At 71.9% G+C, this 25,913-nt stretch carries 20 protein-coding genes, 1 other RNA gene and 3 pseudogenes; 13 read left to right on the top strand and 11 right to left on the bottom strand.

The window, feature by feature from the left end; genetic code table 11:
* Positions 1 to 35: 35 nt before the first annotated feature.
* From ftsE to ssrA, 4 genes are all read left to right on the top strand, one after another.
* A complete protein-coding gene (ftsE, locus tag CMS_RS18350; protein WP_041464614.1) occupies positions 36 to 1,679 on the top strand; it encodes a cell division ATP-binding protein FtsE in 1,644 nt (547 codons plus the stop codon).
* Positions 1,676 to 2,593 carry a permease-like cell division protein FtsX gene (gene ftsX, locus CMS_RS10310; RefSeq protein WP_012299399.1) on the top strand — a complete coding sequence of 306 codons (918 nt, stop codon included), beginning with the start codon at positions 1,676 to 1,678 and terminating at the stop codon, positions 2,591 to 2,593. Before ftsE ends, ftsX begins: the two co-directional genes overlap by 4 nt.
* 66 nt (positions 2,594 to 2,659) lie before the next feature.
* The gene (gene smpB, locus CMS_RS10305; protein WP_012037997.1) at positions 2,660 to 3,136 is read left to right on the top strand and encodes an SsrA-binding protein SmpB; all 477 of its coding nucleotides are present in this window, start codon (positions 2,660 to 2,662) and stop codon (positions 3,134 to 3,136) included.
* A 142-nt stretch (positions 3,137 to 3,278) separates the two neighbouring features.
* Positions 3,279 to 3,654: a transfer-messenger RNA gene (ssrA, locus tag CMS_RS16650) on the top strand.
* A 100-nt stretch (positions 3,655 to 3,754) separates the two neighbouring features.
* On the opposite strand, the gene CMS_RS17925 is transcribed toward ssrA, so the two are convergent.
* The 5 genes and pseudogenes from CMS_RS17925 to CMS_RS10290 all read right to left on the bottom strand — a co-directional run bounded on the left by CMS_RS17925 (position 3,755) and on the right by CMS_RS10290 (position 7,679).
* The gene (locus tag CMS_RS17925; protein WP_223842628.1) at positions 3,755 to 4,891 is read right to left on the bottom strand and encodes an ABC transporter permease; all 1,137 of its coding nucleotides are present in this window, start codon (positions 4,889 to 4,891) and stop codon (positions 3,755 to 3,757) included.
* Positions 4,892 to 4,961: 70 nt separating this feature from the next.
* Positions 4,962 to 5,270: pseudogene (locus CMS_RS18345) on the bottom strand (iron ABC transporter permease); the annotation flags it as partial.
* 29 nt (positions 5,271 to 5,299) lie between these two features.
* The gene (locus tag CMS_RS17915; protein WP_223842626.1) at positions 5,300 to 5,566 is read right to left on the bottom strand and encodes a hypothetical protein; all 267 of its coding nucleotides are present in this window, start codon (positions 5,564 to 5,566) and stop codon (positions 5,300 to 5,302) included.
* A 2-nt stretch (positions 5,567 to 5,568) separates the two neighbouring features.
* Complete coding sequence (locus CMS_RS10295; protein ID WP_041464613.1) at positions 5,569 to 6,597, bottom strand: ABC transporter ATP-binding protein; 1,029 nt, start codon at positions 6,595 to 6,597, stop codon at positions 5,569 to 5,571.
* Positions 6,597 to 7,679: an extracellular solute-binding protein gene (locus CMS_RS10290; RefSeq protein WP_012299397.1), complete on the bottom strand. Its 1,083-nt coding sequence runs from the start codon at positions 7,677 to 7,679 to the stop codon at positions 6,597 to 6,599. The genes CMS_RS10295 and CMS_RS10290 overlap by 1 nt, the downstream gene beginning before the upstream one ends.
* A 239-nt stretch (positions 7,680 to 7,918) precedes the next feature.
* On the opposite strand from CMS_RS10290, the pseudogene CMS_RS10285 reads away from it, so the two are divergent.
* A pseudogene (locus tag CMS_RS10285) lies at positions 7,919 to 9,409 on the top strand (MFS transporter).
* Positions 9,410 to 9,440: 31 nt separating this feature from the next.
* Here CMS_RS10285 and CMS_RS10280 read toward each other — a convergent pair.
* The 3 genes from CMS_RS10280 to aroA are packed head-to-tail and all read right to left on the bottom strand — an operon-like array spanning position 9,441 to position 12,814.
* Positions 9,441 to 10,253 carry an inositol monophosphatase family protein gene (locus CMS_RS10280; RefSeq protein ID WP_012299396.1) on the bottom strand — a complete coding sequence of 271 codons (813 nt, stop codon included), beginning with the start codon at positions 10,251 to 10,253 and terminating at the stop codon, positions 9,441 to 9,443.
* A 36-nt stretch (positions 10,254 to 10,289) separates the two neighbouring features.
* The gene (gene rsgA, locus CMS_RS10275) at positions 10,290 to 11,354 is read right to left on the bottom strand and encodes a ribosome small subunit-dependent GTPase A (protein WP_012299395.1); all 1,065 of its coding nucleotides are present in this window, start codon (positions 11,352 to 11,354) and stop codon (positions 10,290 to 10,292) included.
* Complete coding sequence (aroA, locus tag CMS_RS10270; RefSeq protein ID WP_012299394.1) at positions 11,351 to 12,814, bottom strand: 3-phosphoshikimate 1-carboxyvinyltransferase; 1,464 nt, start codon at positions 12,812 to 12,814, stop codon at positions 11,351 to 11,353. Before aroA ends, rsgA begins: the two co-directional genes overlap by 4 nt.
* 235 nt (positions 12,815 to 13,049) lie before the next feature.
* Between aroA and CMS_RS10265 the strand changes: the two genes are divergently transcribed.
* From CMS_RS10265 to CMS_RS10255, 3 genes are read left to right on the top strand one after another with little or no spacing between them, the layout of a single operon-like run.
* A complete protein-coding gene (locus CMS_RS10265; protein ID WP_012299393.1) occupies positions 13,050 to 13,706 on the top strand; it encodes a sigma-70 family RNA polymerase sigma factor in 657 nt (218 codons plus the stop codon).
* Entirely contained in the window at positions 13,703 to 13,945 is a 243-nt protein-coding gene (gene rsrA / locus CMS_RS10260; protein ID WP_012299392.1) for a mycothiol system anti-sigma-R factor, read from the top strand. Before CMS_RS10265 ends, rsrA begins: the two co-directional genes overlap by 4 nt.
* 34 nt (positions 13,946 to 13,979) lie before the next feature.
* Positions 13,980 to 14,420, top strand: coding sequence for a GNAT family N-acetyltransferase (locus CMS_RS10255; protein WP_012299391.1), 441 nt, complete (start codon positions 13,980 to 13,982; stop codon positions 14,418 to 14,420).
* Positions 14,421 to 14,521: 101 nt separating this feature from the next.
* Here the strand turns inward: CMS_RS10255 and CMS_RS10250 are convergent, their stop codons facing one another.
* The gene (locus CMS_RS10250; protein WP_041464612.1) at positions 14,522 to 18,340 is read right to left on the bottom strand and encodes a multifunctional oxoglutarate decarboxylase/oxoglutarate dehydrogenase thiamine pyrophosphate-binding subunit/dihydrolipoyllysine-residue succinyltransferase subunit; all 3,819 of its coding nucleotides are present in this window, start codon (positions 18,338 to 18,340) and stop codon (positions 14,522 to 14,524) included.
* A gap of 180 nt (positions 18,341 to 18,520) precedes the next feature.
* On the opposite strand from CMS_RS10250, the pseudogene guaB1 reads away from it, so the two are divergent.
* From guaB1 to CMS_RS10235, 3 genes and pseudogenes are all read left to right on the top strand, one after another.
* Positions 18,521 to 19,959, top strand: a pseudogene (guaB1, locus tag CMS_RS10245) (GMP reductase).
* A gap of 120 nt (positions 19,960 to 20,079) precedes the next feature.
* The gene (locus tag CMS_RS10240) at positions 20,080 to 21,510 is read left to right on the top strand and encodes a hemolysin family protein (RefSeq protein WP_012299389.1); all 1,431 of its coding nucleotides are present in this window, start codon (positions 20,080 to 20,082) and stop codon (positions 21,508 to 21,510) included.
* Positions 21,503 to 22,546: a hemolysin family protein gene (locus CMS_RS10235; RefSeq protein WP_012299388.1), complete on the top strand. Its 1,044-nt coding sequence runs from the start codon at positions 21,503 to 21,505 to the stop codon at positions 22,544 to 22,546. The genes CMS_RS10240 and CMS_RS10235 overlap by 8 nt, the downstream gene beginning before the upstream one ends.
* 66 nt (positions 22,547 to 22,612) lie before the next feature.
* Here CMS_RS10235 and CMS_RS10230 read toward each other — a convergent pair whose 3' ends face one another.
* Positions 22,613 to 23,692, bottom strand: coding sequence for an NADH:flavin oxidoreductase/NADH oxidase (locus CMS_RS10230; RefSeq protein ID WP_012299387.1), 1,080 nt, complete (start codon positions 23,690 to 23,692; stop codon positions 22,613 to 22,615).
* Positions 23,693 to 23,827: 135 nt separating this feature from the next.
* Here CMS_RS10230 and CMS_RS10225 point away from each other — a divergent pair, with 135 nt between their 5' ends.
* Positions 23,828 to 24,706: an ADP-dependent NAD(P)H-hydrate dehydratase gene (locus CMS_RS10225; protein WP_407637311.1), complete on the top strand. Its 879-nt coding sequence runs from the start codon at positions 23,828 to 23,830 to the stop codon at positions 24,704 to 24,706.
* Here CMS_RS10225 and CMS_RS10220 read toward each other — a convergent pair.
* Positions 24,703 to 25,383 carry a YceI family protein gene (locus CMS_RS10220; protein WP_012299385.1) on the bottom strand — a complete coding sequence of 227 codons (681 nt, stop codon included), beginning with the start codon at positions 25,381 to 25,383 and terminating at the stop codon, positions 24,703 to 24,705. The genes CMS_RS10225 and CMS_RS10220 overlap by 4 nt on opposite strands.
* A gap of 205 nt (positions 25,384 to 25,588) precedes the next feature.
* Here CMS_RS10220 and CMS_RS10215 point away from each other — a divergent pair, with 205 nt between their 5' ends.
* Positions 25,589 to 25,906 carry a thiamine-binding protein gene (locus tag CMS_RS10215; protein ID WP_012299384.1) on the top strand — a complete coding sequence of 106 codons (318 nt, stop codon included), beginning with the start codon at positions 25,589 to 25,591 and terminating at the stop codon, positions 25,904 to 25,906.
* Positions 25,907 to 25,913: the final 7 nt, after the last annotated feature.

Genomic DNA, 25,913 nt, shown 5'->3' with positions numbered 1-25,913 from the left:
CGATACGCACCTCTGATGCCTAGGGTCGAAACGACATGATCAGGTTCGACCACGTATCCAAGGTGTATCCCGGCAACCCCCGACCGGCGCTGAGCTCCGTCGACCTCGAGATCCTCCGGGGGGAGTTCGTCTTCCTCGTCGGCGCATCCGGGTCCGGCAAGTCCAGCTTCCTGCGTCTCGTGCTCAAGGAGGACCGGCCCACGCAAGGGACGATCCACGTCCTGGGCCAGCAGCTGAACCAGCTGTCGAGCCGCAAGGTCCCCTACTACCGGCGGAGCCTGGGGGTGGTGTTCCAGGACTTCCGCCTGCTCCCCAACAAGTCGGTCTTCGACAACGTCGCCTTCACCCTCCAGGTGATCGGCAAGTCGCGCGGCTTCATCCAGGAGGCCGTCCCCGACGTCCTCAACATGGTCGGCCTCCAGGGCAAGGAGCAGCGCCTCCCGCACGAGCTCTCCGGCGGAGAGCAGCAGCGCGTGGCCATCGCCCGCGCCGTCGTCAACAAGCCGGCCGTGCTGCTCGCCGACGAGCCCACCGGCAACCTGGATCCGCTGACGAGCGCCGGCATCATGCAGGTGCTCGAGCGGATCAACGCCAACGGCACCACGGTGATCATGGCCACCCACGACTCCGGCATCGTCGACCAGATGCAGAAGCGGGTCATCGAGCTGATCGGCGGCGAGGTCGTCCGCGACGAGCTCGGCGGCCAGTACCAGACCTCCGCCATCGACCTGCCGCGCACGGCCGAGAACCCGGTCGGCGTGAACCCCGAGCACCCACCCGTCGCTGCGCCGACGCCCGTGTTCGTGCCCGCCGCGCCGCTGCCGGCTCCCGCGCGTCCGACCGCTTCGGCGGAGCCCGCCACCGGCGCGGAGCGTCGCGAGCAGGCCAAGCTCGACAAGCAGCGGCGCGCCGACGAGAAGGCCCGCGCCAAGGAGGAGGCGACCCGCGAGGCCGCTGCCGCCAAGGCCGCGAAGAAGGCGCCGAGGAAGCCCTCGCCGGCCGCCACCGCCCCGGCCGCCGTGCCCGCACCCGTCGTGCCCGCTGCTGCCCCGTCCACCACGCCTGCCCCGCCCGCCGCGCCCGCCGTGCCGATCGTGCCCGCCACCGCGACCGATCGTGATGCCGCGGCAGCCCGCGCCGCGCAGCCCGCCCGCGACGCCGAGCCCGCCCGCGGACCGCGCGCGGACGCCCCCGTCTACGCCCCGTCGGCGTTCGCCGAAGCCGCGCGCGTGGATCCGGTCCCCGAGCACGAGGCCGAGCGCGACCGCCCGGCACCCGCCGCGGAGGAGCGCCGCGAGCCGGCCCCCTCCCGCTCGGAGCAGCGCGTCCCCGAGCAGGTCACCGCGGAACCCGTCGAGCCGACGCCGTCGCGTGCCGTCCCTGTCACCCGGGACGACGCCCCGCCCGTCGACGACGCCCCGCCGACACCGCCCAGCAGGCGCAACGGAGGGGGAGCGGCCCCCGCCGCCCCGAGCACCGGATCCATCCGGCGGCTCCCCGAGGGCACCGGCGTGATCCGCCTCCCCGACCTGTCCGGAGGTGAGGGCGGATCCGCGCCCGCCGACGGACGCGACGACGCCGAGCTCGCCGAGCTCGGCCTGGCCGAAAAGCTGGGCCTGCGGGCCCGAGGCGAGTCGCCGGATGACACCGGCGCACAGGATGTGGGGCCCACGCGATGAGACTCGGACTCGTCCTCTCCGAGGTCGGCAACGGCCTCCGTCGGAACGTCAGCATGGTCGTCTCGGTCGTGCTCGTCACCTTCATCTCGCTCACGTTCGTGGGCGCCGCCGTGCTGCTGCAGATGCAGATCGGCCAGATGAAGAACTACTGGTACGACCGCGCCCAGGTCGCCATCGACTTCTGCACCGACACGTCGGTCCCGAGCGAGACCTGCGTCAACGGCAAGGCCACCCAGGAGCAGATCGACGCGGTCAAGCAGCAGCTCGACAGCGACACGCTCGCCCCGTTCATCGACAAGTACTACTTCGAGGACCAGGACACGGCGTACAAGAACTTCCAGGAGCAGTTCAAGGGCGACCCCGTCACCGAGCTCGTGCAGCCCGAGTTCCTCAACGAGGCGTTCTGGGTGAACCTCAAGGACCCGTCGAAGTCCGACATCCTCAGCGACAGCCTCTCCGGGCTCGCGGGCGTCGAGAGCGTCACGGACCAACGGCAGTACCTCGACCAGATCTTCTCCATCCTCAACGCCGCCAGCCTCACCGCCGTCGGCATAGCCGGCCTGATGCTCGTGGCCGCCGCCCTGCTGATCGCCACGACGATCCGCCTGTCCGCGTTCTCGCGGAGACGGGAGCTGGGCATCATGAGGCTGGTCGGGGCGTCGAACCGCTTCATCCAGACCCCGTTCATCCTCGAGGGCGTGTTCGCGGCGCTCATAGGCTCGGTCCTCGCGAGCGCGGCGACGGTGGCGCTCGTCAAGTTCTTCGTGCAGGGGTTCCTGAGCACCCGGCTCACGTCGATATCCCTGGTGAACATGGACGACGCCCTGCTCGTGGTGCCGATCCTCCTGAGTGTCGGCGTCGTTCTCGCGGCGGTCTCCGCGAACTTCGCGATCAGCCGCTATCTGCGCATCTGATCCTCCGGTAGGCTGATGGGCTGCCCGGATCCGGGCGCGTCCACCCGAACCATCGAGGAGTCCACCGTGCCCAGGGAACGTGGCGAGAAGGTGGTGGCGACCAACCGCAAGGCGCGCCACGACTACACCATCGAGTCGACCTACGAGGCCGGCCTCGTGCTCACGGGCACCGAGGTGAAGTCGCTCCGGCAGGGGCGGGCCTCGCTCGTCGACGGCTACGCGTTCGTCGACGCGGGCGAGGCGTGGCTCGACGCGGTGCACATCCCCGAGTACAACCAGGGCACCTGGAACAACCACCCGGTGCGCCGCAAGCGGAAGCTCCTCCTGCACAAGGAGCAGATCCTCAAGATCCACTCCAAGGTGAAGGAGGGCGGCTACACGGTCGTCCCCTTGCAGCTCTACTTCGTGGACGGCCGCGCCAAGGTCGAGCTCGCCATCGCGAAGGGCAAGAAGGAGTACGACAAGCGCCAGACGCTGCGCGAGCGTCAGGACAAGCGCGAGGCGGACCGGGCGATGTCGTCGCACCGCCGCCTCGGCGAGTAGCCCCCTTTCCACGGTGGTGCGACCGGCATCGGTCGGGTAACATGGAGGGCTGGTCGCGCAGGACGCGATCGGCGATTGACAACTCGACAGCGTGGAACATGCGACCCGGCTCGGGTGCCTCTCGAGGCGCTGGGCCGTTCATGGGGATGATCGGTTTCGACATTGCCTGAATGACTGCGAGAAGCGGGTCGAGGATGCAGGGCTATCTCGTAAACGCTCTCTGCAAAATACAACTGCCAATAACAAGCAGTCGTCCTTTGTTCTCGCTGCCTAAGCGAGCGCACTAACAGGACCGTCGACCCGGTGATGCTCTCTATCCGGTAAGTCGGCGTCAGAAAAGGGAGCTCGCTGCGCGGTCGTGCCTCAGGGCCGCGCGGGACTCGAACTGAGGCTGGGCCCGTCGGATCAGATGCCAGGAGCAAGTTCCGGGGCCGAGCAGGACGCCTTTCCTGGATACACCCGTAGAAGGCGCAGGATTACAGCAGTGGACCGGGGTTCGATTCCCCGCATCTCCACCATCGCGTCGCATGCTCCACGCTCGTCGAGGGTCCGGATCCGTCCGGCGAGACGCGAGGCCCCATCCACCCGGACGGGGCCTTTCGTCTGCGTGGAGGCGGATCAGCCCACGGGTGTCCGGGGTGCCGCCGGCGCGGGCGCTCCCGGGTCGCTCGTGGCGAGCGCCGGCGCGGTGGTCTCCACCGCGGGCGAGCCCGTCCGCCCCTGGCGGCGCGTGCGCCCGCCCGACCGCCCGTACACGAGGTACATCGTCAGCCCCATGATGATCATGAGCAGCACCGTGTAGACGAACGTGATGCTCATGGAGTCGAGGTTCGCCTCGCCCTCGGTGCTCGCCTTGATGGCGATGCCGAGGGGCTCGTACAGCGGCTGGTAGAGGAACACCGCGGCGTCGTAGTCGTCGAGCAGGCTGTTGAAGTTGAGCGCCGTGATGGCGGCGACCGTCGGGATCACGAGCGGCACCAGCACGCGCCGGAACGTCGTGAGCGACTTCGCTCCCAGGATCCGCGCCGCGTCCTCGAGCGACTGCGGCACGCTCGCGAACGCCGCCTTCAGCAGGCGCAGCGTGAACGGCACCTTCACGATGATGTAAGCCACGAGCAGCAGCCACGTCGTGCCCGTGAGCACCTGCCCGCCGATGAGCGGCTGCGGCCGGTCGAAGGTCTGCAGGAGCGCGAGCGCGATGAGGATCGTGGGGAGGATCCACGGAATGTGCAGCAGGTACTCGAGCGTTGCGGTGACCCAGTTGCGGTTGCGCTGGATCATGCGCGCGACGAAGAGCAGGCCGGCCACGACGATCACGGCGGCCAGCGCGCTGTAGACGAGGCTCACGATGAAGGGGCGCAGCACGTCGGGGGAGCCGAGCACGGTCGTGTAGTTGCGCAGGGTGAACGACTCGAGCGTGATGGTGCCCGTCTGCACGCTCTTCGAGTCGAGGAACGAGAACAGCACGATGAGGATCACCGGCAGCGCGTAGACCACGAACAGCGCGTACGCGACGACGTGCACGACGCCGTTGACGATCGGGTTCCGGATGCGCTGCTTCTGCAGCGGCGTCGCGACCTTGGCGACCGAGAAGTACACGCCCGACTTCTCGACGCGGTTCATGATCGCCAGCAGCACGATGGTGGCGACGCCCAGCACGATCGCGAGCAGCGCCGCGAGGTCGCGGGAGCTCGTGCTCTTGGAGAACGTCACGATCATCGGGGCGACCGTCTGGAAGCCCGTGCCGCCGAGCACCAGGGGGGGCGGTGAGCGCTCCGAGGCCGGTGAGGAACGTGAGCACGGTGACCGCGAAGATCATGGGCCGCAGGGCCGGCAGCACGATGCGGAAGAGGATGCGGCCGGTGCCCGCGCCCATGCTCCGGGCAGCCTCGATGGTCTGGTGGTCGATCGCCGCGAGCGACGAGCGGAGGAAGAGCATGTGGTTCGTGGTGGTGGCGAAGGTCATCACGATGACGACCGCGAAGTAGCCGGAGAACCAGTCGGGGTCGAGGTCGGGGAACGCCCGCTGCGCGAGCGCGGTGACGGACCCGTAGCGGCCGTAGATGAAGTTGTAGCCGGCCGCCAGCACGATGCCGCCGTAGATGAGCGTCGTGGCGTAGCCGAGCCAGAGCACGCGGGATCCGCGGACCACGAAGTACTCGGTCACCAGAACGATGAAGATGCCCACCACGTTGACCGTGATCGCGAGGGTGACCGCGACAGCAGGCTGTTGCCGACGCTGCGCATGGCCCGGTCGGAGCTCAGGAGCTTCTCGAGCGCGCGGCCGCTGAAGGCGCCGTCGGGGAAGAAGGTCGTGACGAGCAGGTTCGCGTTCGGGAACACCAGGAACGTGACGACGAACCAGAGCGCGGCGATGAGCACCACGACGCCGAGGGGAGAGCGCAGCAGGGCGCGGACCGGGGTGCGCACGGCTACGACCGGTACTGCAGGATCGCGGCCGGGTCGATGCCCACGACGACCTCTGTGCCGGGCGCGAGCGGCGGTGTGCCGGTCTCGGTGACCAAGGCGGTCACGGCGTCGTCCCCGAGGTCGACCCGGTAGGTGCTGGAGGAGCCGTGGTACGTACGCTCCGCGACCACGCCGTCGATGCGCGCGCGTCGGGCGTCCGCGGGGGCTGCCCCGCGCGGATCCACCGACACGCGCTCGAGCCGCACGTAGGCGCGGCCCGAGGCGTCGAGGTCCGTCGCCCCGGCGTCGCGGAGGCGCGCCACCGTCGCGGGGCCGAGCGCGTTGATCGCGCCGACGAAGGTGGCCACGAACTCGGTGGCCGAGCGGTCGTAGATGTCCTCCGGAGTGCCGACCTGCTCGATCCGCCCGGCGTCGAAGACGGCGATGCGGTCGCTCATCGTGAGCGCCTCCTCCTGGTCGTGCGTCACGTACACCGTGGTGATGCCGAGGCGCGACTGGAGGCCCTTCAGCTGCTCGCGCAGCTGCACGCGGAGCTTGGCGTCGAGGTTCGAGAGCGGCTCGTCGAGCAGCAGGATCCGCGGCTCCAGCACGAGCGCCCGCGCGATCGCCACACGCTGCTGCTGTCCGCCCGAAAGCTCGGCCACGTTCTTGTCGAGCTGGGCCGCGCTCAGCTCGACCTGGTCGGCCATGGCGCGGACGAGCCGGTCGGTCTCCGCCTTGCCGGCCTTCCGCACCGTCAGGCCGAAGGCGATGTTCTGCCGCACCGACATGCTGGGGAAGAGCGCGTAGTTCTGGAAGACCATGCCGACGCGGCGCTTCTCGCTCGGCAGTCGCGTGGCGACCTGGCCGTCGATCACGATCTCGCCGCGGCTCGGGTCCACGAAGCCGGCGAGCGTCCGCAGCGCCGTCGTCTTCCCGCAGCCGGACGGCCCGAGGAGGGTGAAGAACTCGCCCTCGTGGATCTCGAGGTCGAGCCCGGGGATCGCCACCTGGTCGCCGAAGCGCACCTCGACGTCGTCGAAGCGGATCATCAGGGCAGGTACTCCAGCTCGGTCTTCTCGACCCAGTCGGCGATGTGCTCGCGCACGAAGCCGTAGTCGACGTCCTGCTTGTCGAGCGACTCGATGAGCTCCTTCACGGCGGGCAGCGCCGTCTCGCGCGCGGTCGTGTTGACGGGGTAGCTCGAGAACTCCTCCGCGAACGCACCCTGGACGTCGGCGCTGCCGAACCAGTCGATGAACGCGCGGGCGCGCTCCTCCTTCCTCGTGCCGGCGATCTCGGCGATCTGCTCGGTGACGAACGGGACGCCGGCCTTGGCGGGGACGACCTCGGTGGTGGTGCCGTACTGCGCGTCGCGCGCCGCGATGCCGCTCGACGCGAGGGTGCCGAACGCGACCTCGCCGCGGGAGAGGCGGGCGTAGAGGTCCGTGCCCTCGACCGCGGGGGATCCGTTCGCGAAGTAGTCCTTCACGACCTCCCAGCCGGCGTCGCTGATGCCGAGGTCGCCGTCCGGGTCCTCGTACGGCGCGAGGAGGCCCGCGAGGATGAGCTGCGGGGTCGCCTCGCCCAGGCGCGTGTTCACCTCGTACTTCCCCTTGTACTTAGACGAGTAGAGGTCGGTGACGTCCTTCGGCACGTCGCCGCCCGAGGTCTGCTTGCTGTCGTGCACCGTGACGATGGCCTGCTCCACCAGGGGCCAGTAGGTCCCGTCCTCGGGGTCGCCCGCGGCCTGGTCGACCTCGCCCGACCACGCGGGCGTGTAGGCGGTGATCGCGTCCTCGGCCTTGAGGTTCTCGAAGTACATGTTGTTCAGGCCGAACACCACGTCCCCGACGGGGTTGTTCTTCTCCGCCACGATGCGGTTCGCGAGGTCGGCGCCGCCGAGGCCCACGATCTGGATGTCGAAGCCGGCCTTCGCCGCCTCCGCCGTGACCCAGTCGCCGCGGCCGTCGCCGTTGGAGTTCGTGTAGACGATCAGGGTGTCGCCGGTCGCGGGGGAGACGGCGGGATCCGCGGTGCCGGAGTCGGCGGACGATCCGCACCCGGAGAGCGCGAGCCCGGCCGCGACCACGGCGGCGAGCGAGACGGTGAGACGGCGGGCGCGGTTCTGCATGGTGTCCTCTCGGAGGGAGCACGTCGGTGTGCTCGCGGGCGGTCGCGCCGGACCGGCACGAAGTCCCCACCATATGAGCGGGGCCCTCGGCCGCCCGGCCCGGCGGTCGCTGTTGGCTCGTTGTTCAGCATAGGGACACGCGGGACGATTCCCTCGTATGAGGAGCAGTCTGGTCGGGGCAGGTCGCCCGCGCTCGCGGGAGCGGGAATACATAGCCCGTGTATGGGATTCGATACCTCATGACCGGACGCACCACAGCGGGCACGACCCCGACCGACGACCAGGAGCGCACCCGCTGGCAGGCCTTCTGGGTCTGCGTCGGCGTCGCCGCCCTCACCATCCTCGACCTCTCCAAGGTGAACGTCGGCCTGCCGTCGATCGAGGAGTCGCTCGGCGCAGGATCCACCGACCTGCAGCTCATCGTCGCCGGCTACGCGCTCGCGTTCGGCCTCGCGCTCGTGCCGGCGGGTCGCCTCGGCGACATCCGGAGCCGCCGGCTCATGTTCGTCGTCGGCCTCAGCTCCTTCACGATCGCGAGCCTCCTCTGCGCGATCGCGCCCGACGTGAAGACCCTCGTGATCGCGCGGATCCTGCAGGGCGTCGCCGCCGGGATCCAGATGCCGCAGGTGCTCGGCCTCATCCAGCAGCTCTTCTAGGGCGAGGAGCGGGCGCGCGCCTTCGGCCTGTTCGGCGCCGTCGTCGGCATCTCCACGGCGTTCGGCCCGACGCTCGGCGGCCTGCTGATCCAGCTCGGCGGCCCCGAGGACGGCTGGCGCCTGCTGTTCTGGATGAACATCCCCCTCGGCATCGTCGCCATCGCCTTCGCGCTCAAGCTGCTGCCGCGCACGCAGGCGCGGCCGCAGGCGAAGACGGGCCTCGACCCCGTCGGCGTCGTGCTCCTCGCGATCGCGACGTTCTCGCTCATGCTGCCGTTCGTCCTGACCACCGGCGGGCCCGACGACGACCCGCTCCGGTGGATCTGGCTCGCCGGGGCCGTCGTCGCCGCAGCGCTCTTCGTCGCGTGGGAGCGGCGCTACGAGCGGTCGGGCAGGTCGCCCGTGGTCCACTTCGTGCTCTTCACGCTCTCCTCGTACCGCAACGGGATCCTCATCGCCACCGCGTACTTCGCCGCCATCCCCGCGGTGTTCCTTCTCACGACGCTGTACCTGCAGCAGGGGCTCGGGCTCGCGCCGGTCTTCGCGGGCATGGTCAGCATCCCATTCGCGCTCTCGTCGGCCGTCACCGCGTGGATCGGCGGGCGCCTCGTCTCGCGGCTCGGCCGGCAGCTGGTCGTGATCGGGCTCGCGATCGTCGCGGTGGGCATCACGCTGCTGCTCCTCGCCGCCGTGCTGACGCCGCAGGAGGTGACGCCGTGGGCGATGGCAGCCGCCATGCTCGTCGCGGGCGTCGGAGCGGGTTTCGTGATCTCGCCGAACCAGACGCTCACGCTCGCCGAGATCCCCGTCACGGAGGGCGGCGTCGCCGGATCCATGGCGCAGGTCGGCCAGCGCGTCGGCACCGCCGTGGGCGTCGCGGCCGCGTCGGCGACCTTCTTCAGCACGCTCTACGCGGAGGCCGCGGGCGGCGGCGACGCGAGCCTCGCGGTGTACCACGACGGGTTCCGCAACGGCTTCCTCGTGACCATCGCGCTGGTCGCCGTGGCCCTCGCGCTCGGCCTCGTCGACCTCGGCCAGCGCCGCCGCCGCCGGCAGCGCGCTGCGACCGCCTGAGCGGGCGGCACGGAGCGCGGCGGGGGCGGGCTCAGCGCGCGACGACCGCCAGCACGGCGTCGTGGAGGCGCCCGTTGGTGGCGAGCGCGGATCCGTGCCACGGCCCCGCGTCGCCGTCGATCGACGTGAAGCGGCCGCCCGCCTCCTCGATCACGGGGATCAGCGCCGCCATGTCGTACGGCTTCAGGTCGTGCTCGCCCGCGATGTCGATGAGTCCCTCGGCGAGCAGCATGTAGGCCCACAAGTCGCCGAAGTCGCGAGAGCGCTTCACGCGCCCCGAGAGGTCGAGCAGCTCGTCGAGGCGGTCGGCGTCGCGCCAGCGCTGGACGCCCGCGACGCTCATGGACGCGTCCTCGAGCCGGTCGACGTCGGACACGCGGATGCGCCGCTCCTGCGAGGTCGTCGCCTGGCCGAGCGTGTCGTCGACGTACGCGCCGAGGCCCGTCGCGCCCCACCAGCGACGGCCGAGCGCGGGCGCGCTGACGACGCCGACCACGGGCACGCCGTCGACGGCGAGCGCGATGAGGGTGCCCCAGACGGGCACGCCGCGCGCGTAGTTCGAGGTGCCGTCGATGGGGTCGATGATCCACTGGCGCGACGACGAGCCGGAGGTCCCGTACTCCTCGCCGAGCACGCTGTCGTGCGGACGGCTATCGGCGATCCCCGCGCGGATCGCCCGCTCGACCGAGGTGTCGGCGTCGGTGACCCAGCTGGAGTCGGCCTTCGTCTCGATGGCGAGGTCGGCGGAGCGGAAGCGGTCGAGCGAGATGGCGTCGGCCATGTCGGCCAGCTCCCTCGCGAGCCGCAGGTCGGACGACAGGGAGTGCAGGGGTTCGGAGGCCACGGGGTCGAGCCTAGCGATCGGGCCCGCCGCGGCCAGTCACTCCGCCTTGCCCGCGTCCGACCGGTTCGCGACGAGGTGCTGCAGCGAGTGGAGCCGCTCGCGCCCGGCGTCGCCCAGCTCGCCCGCCTCGACCCGGTCGACGATCTCCCAGTCGTGCGCCTCGGTCAGCGGGATGCCGCCCGGGGGCTCGCCCTCGGGCAGGTGCGCGTAGCTGGCGAACGACCGGAGGATGTTCGCCGGATCCACGTGCCCGAGCCCGAACGAGCGGACGCCCGGGGTGTCGATGATCCAGCCGTGGCCGCCGTCGCCCGTCTCGACGCGCATCGAGACGGTGGAGCTCGACGTGTGCCGGCCGCGGCCGGTGACCTGGTTGACGACGCCCGTGGCGCGCTTGGCGTCGGGGACGAGCGCGTTGACGAGCGTGGACTTGCCGACGCCCGAGTGGCCGACGGCGACGGTCGTGCGGTCGGCCAGCAGGGCACGCAGCTCGTCGAGCGGGACGTCGTCGGAGCGGCTGAGGACGACCGGCACGTCGAGCACGCGGAAGTGGGCCGCGAACGTCGCGGGGTCGGCGACGTCGGACTTCGTGATGCAGAGGATCGGCTGGATCCCCGCGTCGAACGCGGCCACCAGGTAGCGGTCGACGAGGCGCGCGCGGGGCTCGGGCTCGGCGGCGGCCACGACGATGAGCATCTGGTCGGCGTTCGCCACGATCACGCGCTCGACGGCGTCGGAGTCGTCGGCGCTGCGGCGCAGGAGCGTCCGGCGCGGGGCGATGCGCACGATGCGCGACAGGCTGCCCTCGTCGCCCGAGGTGTCGCCCACGATGTCGACCCGGTCGTTCGTGACGACGGCCTTCTTGCCGAGCTCCCGGGCGCGCGTCGCGATGAGCGTGTGCTCGTCGGGGGTGTCCTCGCCCACGAGCACGCCGAAGCGGCCGCGGTCGACGGTGAGGACGCGGCCCTCGACGGAGTCCGTGTGCCCGGGCCGCTGCTTGCTGCGCGGCTTGTTGCCCTTCGGGTTCGGGCGCACGCGCACCGAGGACTCGTCGTAGGCGTCCCAGACGCCGTCGTCCTCCTCCGGATCCGCGAGCCAGCTCACAGGAGCCCGCCGAGGCCGCCCGGCGCGCCCGGCCCGGTGATGCCGCCGAGGGCGAGCGGGTCGACGGCGGCGCGCGGCGCGCGGCCGAGAAGCGGGCCGAGCCACAGCTCCGGGAACTCGGGCAGCGTCTTCGCGGTCGTGCCGATGTCGTCGATCTCCACGCCCGGGACGGCCAGGCCGACGATCGCGCCGGCGGTCGCCATGCGGTGGTCCTCGTAGGCGCGCCACGGGCCGCCGTGCAGCGGGGCGGGGGAGATCGCGAGGCCGTCCTCGAGCTCGGTGACGGATCCGCCGAGCCCGGTGATCTCCGCTGCCAGCGCCGCGAGGCGGTCGGTCTCGTGCCCGCGCAGGTGCCCGATGCCCGTGATCCGGCTGGGCCCGTCGGCGAGGGCCGCGAGCGCGACCAGCGCGGGCGCGAGCTCGCCGCCCGTGCTGAGGTCGAGGTCGACGCCGGTGATGCGCCCGCCCGCCGCGAGCCCCGGGCCGCCGTCGACGACGAGCGCGCCGCCCTCGCGCGTGACGGTCGCGCCGAACCGCGGCAGCAGGTGCGCGAGGTCGGCGCCGACCTGGGTCGTCTCCTCCGGCCAGCCGGGGATCGCGACGCGGCCTCCCGCGACGAGCGCGGCGCAGAGGAACGGGGCGGCGTTGGAGAGGTCGGGCTCGATGCGCACCTCGCGGCCGGCGATGGGGGACGGGGGCACGATCCAGACCCCGGGCTCCGGGCTCTCGACGACCACGCCACGCTCGGCGAGCGTGCGGATCGTCATCTCGATGTGCGGCATGCTCGGCAGCGTCTCGCCCGTGTGCCGGAGCCGCAGCCCCTGGGCGAACCGCGGCGCGGCGAGCAGCAGGCCGGAGACGAACTGGCTGGAGGCGGACGCGTCGATGGCGATCTCGCCGCCCGGCACCTCGCCCGTGCCGTAGAGGCTGAACGGCAGCGCGCGGCGCCCGTCGTCGTTGACGTCGACCCCGAGCGCCCGCAGCGCCTCGATCGTGCCGGACATGGGGCGGCGGCGGGCACTCGGGTCGCCGTCGAAGGAGACGGGGCCGAGGGCGAGTGCCGCCACGGGAGGGAGGAAGCGCATCACGGTGCCGGCGAGGCCGCATTCGATGGTGATGCCGCCCGCGAGCTCGGCGGGGGTGATCCGCAGGTCCGGGCCGAAGGCGCTCCCGCCGTCGACCTCCTCGATCACGGTGCCGAGCGCCCGCAGCGCCTCGATCATGAGACGGGTGTCGCGCGACCGGAGCGGCGAGCGCAGCGTCGAGGGGGAGTCGGCGAGGGCGGAGAGGACGAGCTCGCGGTTCGTCAGGCTCTTGGATCCCGGCAGAGGCACGGTCGCGTCGAGCGGCCCGTCGGCCACAGGCGCCGCCCACGGCCCGTCGTCCGTCGGCACGGGCGCGTGGGTCCGGTCGTCGTCGTACGGGCTGAAGGTGGGACCGGAATACCTGAAGATCTCCATGGGTTCACCAGAGTACCGGGCAGGCGTCCGGCAGGCCCGGATCCCGGGCCGGGAAGGATCACCCGTGATCACGAGGACAGCACCGGCGGCCCCGTCCGTCGAGCTCGTGCGCGCCGTAGAATCTGCCCTGATGGCGAATTCAGGGAACACCAGTCACGACGCACCCGCAGCTCCAGCAGCAGACGACGCCGATCGCGACGCGCGCCCGGCGCCCGCCGCGGTCGTCGAGGCGGTCGTGGCCTCCACCGAGGAGGCGGCCGACCAGCAGGAGGCCGAGGCGGCGGTCGTCGAGGAGCCGCGCCCCGCGCAGCCCGGCGACAACCGCGAGCTCTTCGAGGAGCAGGCGCTCCCGTTCATCGACCAGCTCTACGCCGCGGGCCTGCGCATGACGCGCAACCCCGCCGACGCGCAGGACCTGGTGCAGGAGACGTTCGTGAAGGCATACACGGCCTTCCACCAGTTCAAGCAGGGCACGAACCTCAAGGCCTGGCTGTACCGGATCCTCACGAACACCTTCATCAACAACTACCGCAAGAAGCAGCGTGACCCCTACAACGGCACCATCGACGAGCTCGAGGACTGGCAGCTGGGCGGCGCGACGAGCGCCACCGCGACCACCACGCGCTCCGCCGAGGCCGAGGCCATCGACCACCTCCCGGACAGCACCGTCAAGGACGCGCTGCAGTCCATCCCGGAGGACTTCCGGATGGCCGTCTACTTCGCGGACGTGGAGGGCTTCTCCTACCAGGAGATCGCCGACATCATGAAGACCCCCGTGGGCACCGTCATGAGCCGCCTGCACCGCGGCCGCCGGATGCTGCGGAGCCTGCTGTCCGACTACGCGCGCGAGCGGGGCATCTCCACCGCGCACCTCACTGGAGCGACCAAATGAGCGACTGCGGCTGCGACAAGGCCAAGAAGGATCTCGAGGAGTATCTGCACCACGAGCTCGACAAGGCGGACGCCGCCGACATCCGCGAGCACATGGCGAACTGCGCCGACTGCGCGCGCGAGCACCGCGTCGGCGTCGTACTGCGGGACACCGTGCGCCGCGCGTGCACGGAGGCCGCCCCGGAGGACCTGCGCACGCAGGTGATGGAGAAGCTGCGGGCGATCCAGGCCACGCACTGACCGGACGCATCGCGCGCGGCCGGTACCTCGGCACGTGACCAACGCGATCCAGTCCCTCGGGACGCCCTCCCCGTCCGACCTCACCGTCATCGTCGAGCTGCTCCGGCTGCTCGACTACGAGGTGGACGAGGAGCGCGTCGCCGCGCGGCTCTCCCGCATGACGGCCGCCGCCGGACACGAGACGTGGGTGGTGCGCGACGACGCGGGCGACATCGCGGGCCTCGCGGGCGGCCACCTCATGTGGGGCCTGGCCGACGACGAGCCCATCGCGCAGCTGATCATCCTGGTCGTGCGCGAGGGGCGCCAGGCCGGCGGCATCGGGTCCGACCTCATCCGCCACTACGAGGCGTGGGCGCGCGAGCACGGTGCCACGCGGTTCCTCGCGACGTCGGCCGCGGCCCGCGACAACGTCACGCGGTTCTACGCCCGCCGCGGCTACCACGCGTCCGGCATCCGCTACTCGAAGCTCGGCTGACCGCCGGCAGCGCGCTCGACCGCTCAGCCGCCCGCACGCGAAGAGGCCCGGTCCCCTGGGGGCCCGGGCCTCTCGTCGTTCCGGGCGTCAGCCCAGCGAGATCACTCCGCGGTGGCCCGCGCGATCAGGTCCGTCTGCTCCGTCGCGTGCCGCTTGCTCGAGCCCGCGGCGGGCGATGCCGCGGCCGGGCGGGAGACGACGCGCACCGCGCGGTCGGGCAGCACCCGGCCGAACTCGACGTGCACGAACGGCCACGCGCCCTGGTTCTCGGGCTCGTCCTGCACCCACACGACCTCGGCGTCCGGGTACGACTCGACGACGCGGCGCACCTGCTCCTCGGGGAACGGGTAGAACTGCTCGAGCCGCACGAGGGCGATCGACCTGTCCTGGCGCTTCTCCAGCTCGCCGAGCAGGTCGTAGTGCACCTTGCCGGAGTGCAGCAGCACGCGCCGGACCGCACCGCGGTCCTCGATGCGGACGTCGTCGATCACCGGCTCGAAGCGACCCGAGGTGAAGGCCTCGACGTCGCTCGTGGCGCCGCGCAGCCGCAGCATGGCCTTCGGCGTGAAGACCACGAGCGGGCGACGGGGCCGCGAGTACGCCTGGCGGCGCAGCAGGTGGAAGTACGACGCGGGCGTCGACGGACGGGCGACCGTCATGTTCTGCTCGGCGCACAGCTGCAGGAAGCGCTCGATCCGGGCCGACGAGTGGTCGGGACCCTGGCCCTCGTAGCCGTGCGGCAGCAGCAGGACGACGCTCGAGCGCTGTCCCCACTTCTGCTCGGCCGAGGAGATGAACTCGTCGATGATCGTCTGCGCGCCGTTGGCGAAGTCGCCGAACTGGGCCTCCCACAGCACGAGGGCGTCGGGCCGCTCGACGGAGTAGCCGTACTCGAAGCCCATCGCCGCGTACTCGCTGAGCAGCGTGTCGTAGATCCAGAACCGCGCCTGGCGGTCGCTGAGGTTCGCGAGGGGCAGCCACTCCTGTCCGTTGTCGCGGTCGTGCAGCACCGCGTGGCGCTGGACGAACGTGCCGCGGCGCGAGTCCTGCCCGGCGAGGCGGACCGGCGTGTTCTCCAGCAGCAGCGAGCCGATGGCGAGGAGCTCGCCGAAGGCCCAGTCGATGGATCCGCTGCGGCTCATCTCCAGCCGCTTGCGCATGAGCGCCTGCAGCTTCGGGTGCACGGAGAATCCCTGCGGCGGGTTGTCGTGCGCGTCGCCGATGGAGTGGATCACGGCCTCGGACACGCCCGTGGTCTCGGGCTCGCCGTGGCCGTCGTCCTGCTGGGAGTCGGGCCGCTCGAGGTCGGACACCGCGCCCGCGTCATCCGTCTGGATGGGGATGGACGAGGTCTGCGCCGCGTGCGTCTCCGCGAAGGCGCGCTCCAGGCGGTCCTGGAAGTCCTTCTGCGCCGCGTCGTACTCCTCCTGCGTGATGTCGCCGCGGCCGACGAGCGCCTCCGTGTACAGCTTCCGCACCGAGCGCTTGGCCTCGATGAGGTTGTACATGAGCGGCTGCGTCATCGACGGGTCGTCGCCCTCGTTGTGGCCGCGACGGCGGTAGCAGACGAGGTCGATGACGACGTCCTTCTTGAACTCCTGGCGGAACTCGAAGGCGAGGTGCGCGACGCGTGCCACGGCCTCGGGGTCGTCACCGTTCACGTGGAAAATCGGCGCCTGGATGCTCTTGGCCACGTCCGTCGAGTACACCGACGAGCGGGACTCCGACGGCGGCGTGGTGAAGCCGACCTGGTTGTTGATCACGATGTGCACCGTGCCGCCCGTGCGGTAGGCGCGCAGCTGCGAGAGCTGGAGGGTCTCGAAGACCACGCCCTGGCCGGCCATGGACGCATCGCCGTGCACGAGGATCGGCAGCACCGAGAACGAGCCGATGGGCTTGCGGTCCTGCTTCGCGCGGACGATGCCCTCGAGCACGCCGTTGACGGCCTCGAGGTGCGACGGGTTCGCCGCGAGGTACACCGGCATCTCCTCGCCGTGGACGCCGCGGAAGGTGCCCTCGGTGCCGAGGTGGTACTTGACGTCGCCGGATCCCTGCACGGTGCGCGGGTCCTGCGTGCCCTCGAACTCGCGGAAGATCTGGCCGTAGCTCTTGCCCGCGATGTTGGTGAGGACGTTGAGGCGGCCGCGGTGGGCCATGCCGATCGCGACCTCGTCGAGGCCGTGGTCGGCCGCGCCCTGCAGCAGCGTGTCCAGCAGGGAGATGGTCGACTCGCCGCCCTCGAGGCTGAAGCGCTTCTGCCCGACGTACTTCGTCTGGAGAAACGTCTCGAACGCCTCCGACTCGTTGAGCTTGGAGAGGATGCGCATCTGCTCGTCGTGCGTGGGCTTCGCGTAGGGCTGCTCGACCTTGCCCTGGATCCAGCGGCGCTCGTCGGGCTGCTGGATGTGCATGTACTCGATGCCGATCGTGCGGCAGTAGGAGTCGCGGAGGATCCCGAGGACGTCGCGGAGGAGCGCCTGGCGGCGTCCGCCGAAGCCGTCGGTGACGAACTCGCGGTCGAGGTCCCAGAAGGTGAGCCCGTGGTTCGTGATCTCGAGGTCCGGGTGGGTGCGCTGCTGGTACTCGAGCGGGTCGATGTCCGCCATGAGGTGCCCGCGGACGCGGTACGCGTTGATGAGCTCCTGCACGCGGCTGGTCTTGGAGACCCGCTCGGAGAGGTCGACGTTGATGTCGGTGGCCCACTGGATGGGGTCGTACGGGATGCGCAGCGCCGCGAAGATGTCCTCGTAGAAGCCGTGCTGGCCGATGAGGCGCTCGTGCACGATCTTGAGGAACTCGCCCGAGCCGGCGCCCTGGATCACGCGGTGGTCGTACGTGCTCGTCAGCGTGATGGTCTTGCCGATCCCGAGCTCGACGAGCGTCTTCGGGCTCGAGCCCTGGAACTCGGCCGGGTACTCGAGGGCGCCGGCGCCGATGATGGCGCCCTGGCCCTTCATCAGGCGCGGCACGGAGTGGACCGTGCCGATGCCGCCGGGGTTCGTGAGCGAGATGGTCGTGCCGGCGAAGTCGCCCGCGGCGAGCTTGTTGCCGCGCGCCTTCTTCACCAGGTCCTCGTACGCGGACAGGAACTCGCCGAAGGTCATGGCCTCGGCGCCCTTGATGCTCGGGACGAGGAGCGCGCGCGTGCCGTCGGGCTTCGGCATGTCGATCGCGATGCCGAGGTTGATGTGCGCGGGGGAGACGACGCTGGGCTTGCCGTCGACCTCGTCGTAGTGCACGTTCTGGCTCGGGAACTCCTTCAGCGCCTGGATGAGCGCCCAGCCGATGAGGTGCGTGAACGAGACCTTGCCGCCGCGCGCGCGCTTCAGGTGGTTGTTGATGACGATGCGGTTGTCGATCATCAGCTTCGCCGGGATGGTGCGGACGCTCGTCGCGGTCGGGATGGTGAGCGACGCGTCCATGTTGGTCGCGAGGGACTTCGCCATGCCGCGGAGCGGGGAGACCTCGTCCTCGCCAGGCGGGGTGGGCTCCTGGCCCTTCTTCGCCGGGGCCTTCGCGGGCGCCTGGGCGGGGATCGGCTGCTGCTTGGGCGCGATGCTCGTCGTGCGCGCGGCGGGCTGGGATCCGGTCGCGGGCTGCTGCGCCTGCGCGTCGGGCTGGCCGGCGGACGCGGGAGCCGGCGTCGGCGCCGGGGAACCCGTGTTGGTCGTCGCGGGGGCGGAGGTGCTCTCCGTGTCCGGGATCTGCGCCTCGGCGGTCTGGTCGCCGGTGGCCGGCGTCGCCTCGCGGCCCTCGATCACGGTGGTGTGGTAGTTCTCCAGGATCGGCCACCAGCTGCGGTCGACGGAGTCCTTGTCGACCACGAACCTCTCGTACATCTCGTCGACGAGCCACTCGTTGGCTCCGAAGTCGCCCGTGGAACCGTCATCGGTCCCCGTACCAGTCACCTGGCTCGACACAGTTGATCGCCCGCTCTCTTGCTGTTGGTCGTCTGCCTCGCGCGGCCCGTTCGCGTGCCGCGCGTCCACGATCACCCAGCCTAAACCTTCCCCCGGTCGGGCCGCCGGGAGCGGCGCGTCGGGATGGGGGCCCCGGCGACGCCCTGGTGCGCGGCCGGCCTGCGGGGCTACCGTCGGGGCATGAGGTTCACCGGAGAGGCTCCCGCCCACGACCTGACCTACTCGGACGTGTTCCTGAGCCCGGGCAGGTCCGACGTCGCGAGCCGGATGGACGTCGACCTCGCCCCGGGCGACGGCACGCCGTGCACCATCCCGGTGGTCGCCAGCAACATGGGGTCGGTCACCGGCCCGCGCCTGGCCGCCGTGCTCGCTCGCCGCGGCGGCATCGGGATCCTGCCGCAGGACCTCCGCCCGCAGGAGCTGGACGCCGCGATCCACCGGGTGAAGGACCAGCCCGTCGCCTACGACTCGCCGCTCGAGCTGCCGCCGGACGCCACCGCGGGCCAGGCGCGCGAGCTCCTGCCGCCCATCGCCGGACACGGCATCGTGCTGCGGGACGCGGACGGGGAGATGGTCGGCTGCCTGGAGGGTACGCAGCTCGCCGGAGTCCCCGACGGCACCCGGCTCGGCGACCTCCCGCACGGCGCGCTCGCCTCCCTCGACGCCGACGACGTGCCCACGGGCCGCGCGGCCTTCGACCTGATGCACGCCGCCGGGATCGACTTCGCGCCCGTGCTCGCCCACGGCCGACTGGTCGGCACGCTCAGCCGCCGGAGCGCGCTCCGGTCCACCGTCTACGCGCCGGCCGTCGACGGGCACGGCGCCTCGCGGTCGGCGCCGCGGTCGGCGTCAACGGCGATCCGGTGGGCCGGGCCCGCGCGCTGCTCGCGGCCGGCGTCGACGTGCTCGTGCTCGACACGGCGCACGGGCACCAGGAGGCGATGCTCCGCGCGATCCGCGACGTGCGCGCCCTCGATCCCCGGGTGCCGCTCGTGGCCGGCAACGTCGTCACCGCCGAGGGCGCGCGCGACCTCGTCGAGGCGGGCGCCGACATCGTCAAGGTCGGCGTCGGACCCGGCGCCATGTGCACCACCCGCATGATGACCGCCGTCGGCCGGCCGCAGTTCTCGGCCGTGCTCGACACGGCCGAGGCCGCCCGCGCGGCCGGCGCGCTCGTCTGGGCGGACGGGGGAGTGCGGTACCCGCGGGACGTCGCCCTCGCCCTCGCCGCGGGTGCCGCGAGCGTGATGATCGGATCCTGGTTCGCGGGCACCGTCGAGTCGCCCGGCCGCCTGCTCGTCGACGACGAGGGCGGTCTCGCCAAGGAGAGCTGGGGCATGGCGTCGACGCGCGCGGTGCAGGAGCGGTTCGGGCGTCGAGAGGCGTTCGAGCTCGCGCGGCGGACGCTCTTCGCGGAGGGGATCTCCACGAGCCGGATCCGCATCGACCCCCTCCGCCCCGGCCTCGAGGACCTGCTCGACACGATCACCTCGGGCGTCCGCAGCGCGTTCACCTACGCCGGGGCGCGCACGCGGGCCGAGTTCGCGGAGCGGGCCGCCGTCGGGATCCAGTCGGCGGCGGGCTACGAGGAGGGCAAGCCCCTGCCGGTCGGATGGTGAGCCCCGGTATGCTCGACGGACGATGGACGATGGACGACCCTCCTCCTGCTCATAGACCCCCGCTGCGCGCGCCCCTCCGACTGAAGCCGGCCGCGCGCCCGGCTCCCCGGAGCCGCCCTCGTGCATGAATGGCTCCTCCTGGCCGTGGGTCTCGTCCTGACCCTCGGCACCGGCCTCTTCGTCGCCAGCGAGTTCGCGCTCGTGAACCTCGACCGCTCCGACCTCGAGAAGCGCCAGGAGCGCGGCGAGAAGCGGCTCGGCCCGCCGATCCGCGCGCTCCGCATCACCTCGACCCACCTCTCCAGCGCCCAGCTCGGCATCACGCTGACGACGCTGCTCGCCGGATACACGATGGAGCCGACGCTCAGCCTGCTGCTCGCCGGTCCGCTGACGTCCGCCGGCCTCGCCGAGGGCCTCGTCTCCCCGGTCGCGACCGTGGTGGCGCTCGTCGTCGCGACCCTGCTGTCGATGATCATCGGCGAGCTCGTGCCCAAGAACTTCGCGCTGGCCTTGCCGCGCGAGACGGCCAAGCTCGTGATCCCCTTCCAGACCCTGTTCACCACGGTGTTCAAGCCCGCCGTGCTGCTGCTCAACAACAGCGCGAACGGGATCCTGCGGCTCGTCGGCATCGAGCCGAAGGAGGAGCTGTCGGGCGCGCGCTCCGCCGAGGAGCTGTCCTCGCTCGTCCGCCGCTCCGCGCTCGCCGGCCTCCTCGAGGACGACACGGCGATGCTGCTCAGCCGGACGCTGCGGTTCGCCGACCTCACGGCCTCCGACGTCATGACGCCGCGCCTGCGCGTGAAGTCGGTGGAGCGCACGGACAGCGCGCAGACCGTGATCGAGCTCGCCATGACCACCGGCTACTCGCGCTTCCCCGTCACGGACGACGGCGTCGACGACGTCATCGGCCTCGTGCACGTCAAGCAGGCCGTGGCCGTGCCGCGCGAGAAGCGCGCGCAGGTGCCCGTCACCGCCCTGCAGTCCGAGGCGATCCGCGTGCCCGAGACGATGAAGCTCGACGACCTCCTGGGCGAGCTGCGCGGGCGCGGCTTCCAGATGGCGGTGGTCGTCGACGAGTACGGCGGCACGGCCGGGGTCGCGACGCTCGAGGACCTCGTCGAGGAGCTGGTCGGCGAGCTCGCCGACGAGCACGACCGCACGCGTGCGGGCGTCGTCCGCTCGCGCGACTCGCTCACCTTCCCCGGCATGCTGCGGCCCGACGAGCTCCTCGAGCGCACGGGCCTGCGCATCCCCGACGAGGGTCCGTACGAGACCGCGGCCGGCTTCGTCATGAGCGAGCTCGGCCGCCTTCCCGTCGTGGGCGACGAGCTGGAGCTCGAGACCGGAACGCTCCGGGTCGAGCGGCTCGACGGCCGGCGCATCGACCGGATCCGCTTCACGCCCGTCCCCGTGCCGGTCGCCACCGCGGTGGGCACCACGCGCGCCGAGCGCCAGGCGGACCGCCAGGCCGAGCGGGAGGCCGGCCGCGAGGCCGGACGACAGGCGGACGCGGAACGCGCCGCGATGAGGAAGGAGCCGTCCCGTGGGTGAGTACGCCGGGGGGATCATCGCGCTCGTCGTGCTGCTCGCCGTCAACGCCTTCTTCGTCGGCGCCGAGTTCGCGGTCATCTCCGCGAAGCGGTCCCAGATCGAGCCGCGCGCCGAGGAGGGCAGCCGCGCCGCACGCATCACGCTCTTCGCGATGGAGCACGCGACGCTCATGCTCGCGACCACGCAGCTCGGCATCACCGTGTGCTCGCTGCTGATCCTCAACGTGTCCGAGCCGGCGATCCACCACCTGCTGGAGATCCCGCTGGGCGCCACCGGGCTGCCGGAGGAGGCGATCTCCACGATCGCGTTCGTCATCGCGCTGCTGATCGTGTCGTTCCTGCACGTGGTGCTCGGCGAGATGGTGCCGAAGAACATCTCGTTCTCGGTTCCGGACCGGGCGGCGCTGCTGCTCGCGCCGCCGCTCGTCGGGATCGCGCGCGTGGTGAAGCCGCTCATCGTGGCACTGAACGCGATCTCCAACGCGGTGCTCCGCATCGCCAAGGTCGAGCCGAAGGACGAGGCCGCGAGCGCGTTCACGCTCGACGAGGTGCAGGGGATCGTCGACCAGTCGACGCGCGAGGGGCTCCTGGAGGACCGGACCGGTGCGCTCACCGCGGCGTTCGAGTTCACGGGCAAGAAGGTGCAGGACATCGCGATCCCGCTCGACGCCCTCGTGAGCCTGCCCGAGACCGCGTCGCCGTCCGAGGTCGAGCGCGCCGTCGCCCGGCACGGCTTCTCGCGGTACGTGATCGTGGACGAGGCGGGGGAGCCGACCGGCTACCTGCACCTCAAGGACGTCATCGACCTCGACGAGGCCGGCGAGTTCGTGCGGCCGGTGCCGACCAAGCGGATCCGCCAGCTCGTGTCGGTCTTCGAGGGCACCGAGCTCGAGGACGCCCTCGCGATGATGCGCCGCTCCGGCGCGCACCTCGCCCGCGCCTTCACGGAGGCGGGCGAGACGACGGGCGTGCTGTTCCTGGAGGACATCATCGAGGAGCTCGTCGGCGAGGTGCAGGACGCCACCCGGCGGGCCTGACCGCACGCGTGACGACGGCCCGGCACCCCTCGCGGGATGCCGGGCCGTCGTCGTGCGGGGCAGCGGTCAGGCGGCCCAGCGCGCCCGGTCGTACTGCTTGGGCCAGTAGTCGATCTCGACGCCCAGCTCGTGCGCGGCCCGCAGCGCGAAGTGCGGGTCGCGGAGCATCTCGCGGCCGAGCATCACGGCGTCCGCACGGCCCTCGGCCACGACGGCCTCGGCCTGCGCGGGCTCGGTGATGAGGCCGACCGCGTTGAGCGCGACCTTCGCGTGCTCCTTGACGTACTCGGCGAACGGCACCTGGTAGCCGGGGGCGACGGGGATCGTGACGCCCGTGGTGTTGCCGCCCGTGGAGATGTCGAAGAAGTCGGCGCCGTGCTCGGCGGCCCAGGCGGCGACCGTCGCGGTCTGCTGCTCGTCCCAGCCGGCGTCGCCCGCCCAGTCGGTGGCGGAGAAGCGCACGAGGAGCGGTGCGTCGGGGACCTCGGCGCGCACGGCGTCGATCACCTGGAGCAGCAGGCGCGCCCGGTTCTCGAGGCTGCCGCCGAACTCGTCGTCGCGGTGGTTGCTCAGCGGGGAGAGGAACTGGTGCAGGAGGTAGCCGTGGGCGGCGTGCAGCTCGAGCACGTCGAAGCCGGCGTCGACGGAGCGGCGGGCGGCCGCGGCGAAGTCGTCGACGACCTTCCGGATTCCGGCGGCGTCGAGCGCGACGGGCGTCCCATAGCCGGGGAACGGCTCGGCGGACGGGGCGACCGTCTCCCAGCCGCCCTCCTCGGCCGGCATGGTGCCGCGTCCGGAGAACGAGTAGGTGGAGGCCTTGCGGCCCGCGTGCGCGAGCTGGATCGCGGCGACCGCGCCCATCTCGTGGATGAAGTCGACGATCGGCTTCCACGCGTCGCGCTGCGCGTCGTCCCAGATGCCGGTGTCCTCGGGCGTGATGCGCGCCTCCGGGCTGACGCCGGTTGCCTCCGCCATCACGAGCCCCGCGCCGCCGCGGGCGAACGAGCCAAGGTGCGCGAGGTGCCACGCACCCGGCACGCCGTTTCGCGCGTCGATGCTGTACTGGCACATCGGCGCGACCCAGATGCGGTTGCGCGCGGTGACGCCGCGGACGGTGATCGGCTCGAAGAGCGGGGACGTGGTCATGGGGATCCTTCCAGGCGGGCGGCCGCGGATCCCGAGGGGGACTCGGCGCGCGGGGACGGGCGGAGGGCCTCGCAAGGCCTCATGGTCCCAAGGCCCGGCGCGGTCGCCGCATTCCCGCGCGCCTATCGTGAGGGCATGAGCGACGCGCACCACGACCACGCGCCCGACGGCTGGATCCGGCAGGACGCCGAGCGCACGCGCCGGGCGATCCGCCTTCCGCGGGACGACGACGACAAGTACACGCGCGGCGTGCTCGGCGTCCGGACGGGATCCGACCGGTACCCGGGCGCGGCTGTCCTCGGTGTCGAGGCGGCCGCGCGCACGGGCGTCGGCATGATCCGGTACCTCGGCCCCGCGGGCGCGTCCGCCTCGGTGCTCGCCCGCCGCCCCGAGGTCGTCACGGCGGACGGGCGCGTGCAGGCGTGGCTCGTCGGTTCCGGCATGGACCAGGCGCACCGCGACGACGCCGCGGCCGACGCCATCGTCGCCGCGCTCCGGCAGGGCCTCCCGTCGGTCGTCGACGCGGGCGCGCTGGACCTCGTGGGACGCGCGACCGGCCCCGTCATCGTCACGCCGCACTTCCGCGAGCTGTCGCGGCTGCTCGACGGCGCCGGCATCCGGGCGTCGGCCGAGGAGATCGCGGCGGACGCGCCGGGCTGGGCGGAGCGCGCCGCGCGGGAGCTCGGCGTGTGCGTGATGCTGAAGGGCGCGACCACCTTCGTCGTCGGCGGGTCCGCGCGCATCGCGGTGCGGGCGGGGACGCCGTGGCTCGCGACGGCGGGCTCCGGGGACGTCCTGGGCGGTGCGCTGGGTGCGCTCGTCGCCGGGGCGTCCGCGCGGGTCGCCGACGCGCCGGATCCCCTGGCCGCCCTCGCCGAGGTCGCCGCGGCCGCCGCGTGGCTGCACGGTCGGGCGGGCGACCTCGCATCCGGCGGCGGACCGATCACGGCCCTCGACGTCGCCGAGGCGATGCCGAGGGCCGTGCGGGAGACGCTGGCGGGATCCGGCGGCTAGGCCTTCGCGACGTCGAGCGAGAACTCGACGGAGCCGTGGTCCTCGACCGTCACGAAGCCGAGGCTCGGGGCCTGGACCCCGAAGTCCTGGAACGTGATCGGGATGGAGCCCACGATCTGTCCGCCGTCCGACGTGAAGCTCGCCTGCATCTGCGCGGTCACGCTCTTCGTCACGCCGTGCAGGGTCAGGTCGCCGGTCACGTCGTACGTCGCCGGGACGCCCGCCTCGACGCCGTCGGCGGCGATCGGCTGCGTGAGCGTGAAGGTGGCGGTCGGGAAGTCGCCCGTCGCCATCGCCACGTTCTGGAAGTACGCGTCGCGCGGCGGCTGGTCCGTGGCGATCTTGGTGACGTCGACCGTCATGGTGCCCTTGGTGACCTGGGATCCGGCGACCGTGATGTCGCCCGTGACGGCGTCCGTCCGGCCGTTGACCGTGACGGGCGTTCCGTTCAGCACCTCGTCGACGCGGTATCCGGCGTAGGAGGATCCGCCGACGGTCCAGTCGCCGGACAGGTCGCCGAGCGCGCCACCGGCCGCCGGCGTCGACGCCAGGGTCGGGGCGGCGTCGGGCGTGCCCGCCAGCTGCTTGTAGATGGGATCGCCGAACGCCGCGAAGGCGCCGACGAGGACGACCACGCCGCCCGCGACCCCGATGATGATCTTCGTTTTCTTGTCCATGGCGCTGCTCCTCCGTGCGATGCGGGCGGGCGCTGCGCCCCACCCGTTCTGTGAACTTTCAAGTACTCGGGCAGTCTCGCCGGAGGCCGCCCCCGGCGTCGGCCTCCGTCCACAGGCGTCGCCGCCGTCGTACCCTGATCCCACAGCCGGACGCCGGCCGGGCACCCGCCCGGAGCGCCGCCGCCGTCGAACCCCGGGAGTCCCCATGCTCGTCGCCTTCTCCGTCGCACCCAGCGGGGGCGACGCTCCCGACGCCTCCGTGCACGACGCCGTGGCCGCCGCGGTGGCCGTGGTCCGCGCGTCCGGCCTGCCGAACCGCACCGACGCCATGTTCACCACGATCGAGGGCGACTGGGACGAGGTCTTCGACGTCGTCCGCCGCGCCACCGAGGCCGTCGCGCCGTTCGGGACGCGGGTCGCGCTCGTCCTCAAGGCCGACATCCGTCCCGGCTACGCGGGCGAGCTGACCGGGAAGCTCGAGCGCCTGGAGAAGGCGCTCGACGCCCGCGGCGCCTCCGACTGACCACCGG

The organism is Clavibacter sepedonicus (assembly GCF_000069225.1).
Taxonomy (GTDB): domain Bacteria; phylum Actinomycetota; class Actinomycetes; order Actinomycetales; family Microbacteriaceae; genus Clavibacter; species Clavibacter sepedonicus.
Note: the sequence above shows the minus strand (reverse complement) of the source record. Positions and strands in the feature narration are given on the sequence as shown.